Below are 1,435 nucleotides of genomic sequence, written 5' to 3'. Positions count from 1 at the left end.
AAGCCATTGGCAGAAGCACGTGGTGAAATTGGTTATGCAGCATCATTCATCCGTTGGTTTGCTGAGCAAGCTCGCCGTGTGGATGGTGAAGTTTTAACACCTACGTTGCCAAACCAACGCTTGCTCGTGATTAAACAAGCGATTGGTGTTACAGCTGCAATTACGCCGTGGAACTTCCCAGCTGCCATGATTACGCGTAAAGCAGGTCCAGCCATTGCTGCGGGTTGTTCAATGTTGGTTAAACCAGCAGAGCAAACACCGTTAACAGCGTATGCACTTGAAGTATTGGCGTTACAGGCAGGCTTACCAGCAGATGTTTTAATTAACATTAGTGGTGATGCGGTTGAAGTGGGTAAAACACTATGCGAAAGCGATATTGTTCGTAAGTTAAGCTTCACAGGTTCAACGCAAGTTGGCCGTATCTTGATGCAACAATGTGCGCCAACTATTAAAAAGCTTTCACTTGAACTCGGTGGTAATGCACCAGTTGTGGTATTTGACGATGCCAATCTTGAACAAGCTGTTCAGGGCATTATGGCAAGTAAATATCGTAACAGCGGTCAGACTTGTGTTTGTGCGAACCGTATTTATGTTCAAGATGGTATTTACGATGCTTTGGCAGACCGTTTGGTTGAAGCTGTATCTAAATTGAAAGTTGGTGACGGACGTCAAGAAGGTTCAACTCAAGGACCTTTAATTGATGAAGATGCGATTGCAAAAGTTCAGTCTCATATTGCAGATGCAACCGAGAAAGGCGCGACAGTTCGTATTGGTGGTAAGCGTTCGGCACTAGGTGGCACATTCTTTGAACCGACTGTGTTAACTGGCGTAACGCAAGACATGAAAGTGTCTAAAGAAGAAACTTTTGGTCCGCTTGCACCACTATTCCGCTTTAAAACTGAAGACGAAGCAGTGGCAATGGCGAACGATACCGAGTTTGGTTTAGCTGCTTATTTGTTTACACAAAGTACAGCTCGTCAATGGCGAGTGGGTGAAGCACTTGAGTACGGTATGGTCGGCATTAACACGGGCGCGATTTCAAATGAAGTTGCTCCGTTTGGTGGCGTAAAACAGTCAGGTCTAGGCCGTGAAGGTTCAAAATTCGGCATCGAAGAATATGTTGAAATGAAATACCTCTGCGTAGACTTATCTGAGTAAGGAGCAAAGCGAGTTCGTTTTGTTCTGAACGAAAACATGCAGTTATGCTGTATGTGCTGTTTCACAAAAACCGGTCATGCCCATTCATGACCGGTTTTTTTATTTAAGTCGGCAGATATCCTTCATGGCTTTCGGGTAAACGTCTGAGTTCTTCAATCAGTGTTTCAATGAGTTTTTCGACCACCAGACGTTGGCCTTTTCTAGACACATAGACCAGTTGAAGCATGCCAATATTTGACTTCCAGTCAGGAAGAATATGAATAAGTGTGCCTTTACG

1 protein-coding gene and 1 pseudogene are annotated in these 1,435 nt (G+C 44.4%); one reads left to right on the top strand and one right to left on the bottom strand.

Going from position 1 to position 1,435, the window contains the following annotated elements:
- Positions 1-1,158: NAD-dependent succinate-semialdehyde dehydrogenase (locus tag UC75_RS10075; RefSeq protein ID WP_228137255.1), on the top strand; the 1,158-nt coding region annotated here is incomplete at its 5' end.
- Between the two features lie 103 nt (positions 1,159-1,261).
- On the opposite strand, the pseudogene UC75_RS21035 reads toward UC75_RS10075, so the two are convergent.
- Positions 1,262-1,435, bottom strand: a pseudogene (locus tag UC75_RS21035) (LysR family transcriptional regulator); the annotation flags it as partial.

It is taken from the genome of Acinetobacter sp. V2, assembly GCF_001188385.1.
Classification (GTDB): Bacteria; Pseudomonadota; Gammaproteobacteria; order Pseudomonadales; family Moraxellaceae; genus Acinetobacter; species Acinetobacter oleivorans.
Note: the sequence above shows the minus strand (reverse complement) of the source record. Positions and strands in the feature narration are given on the sequence as shown.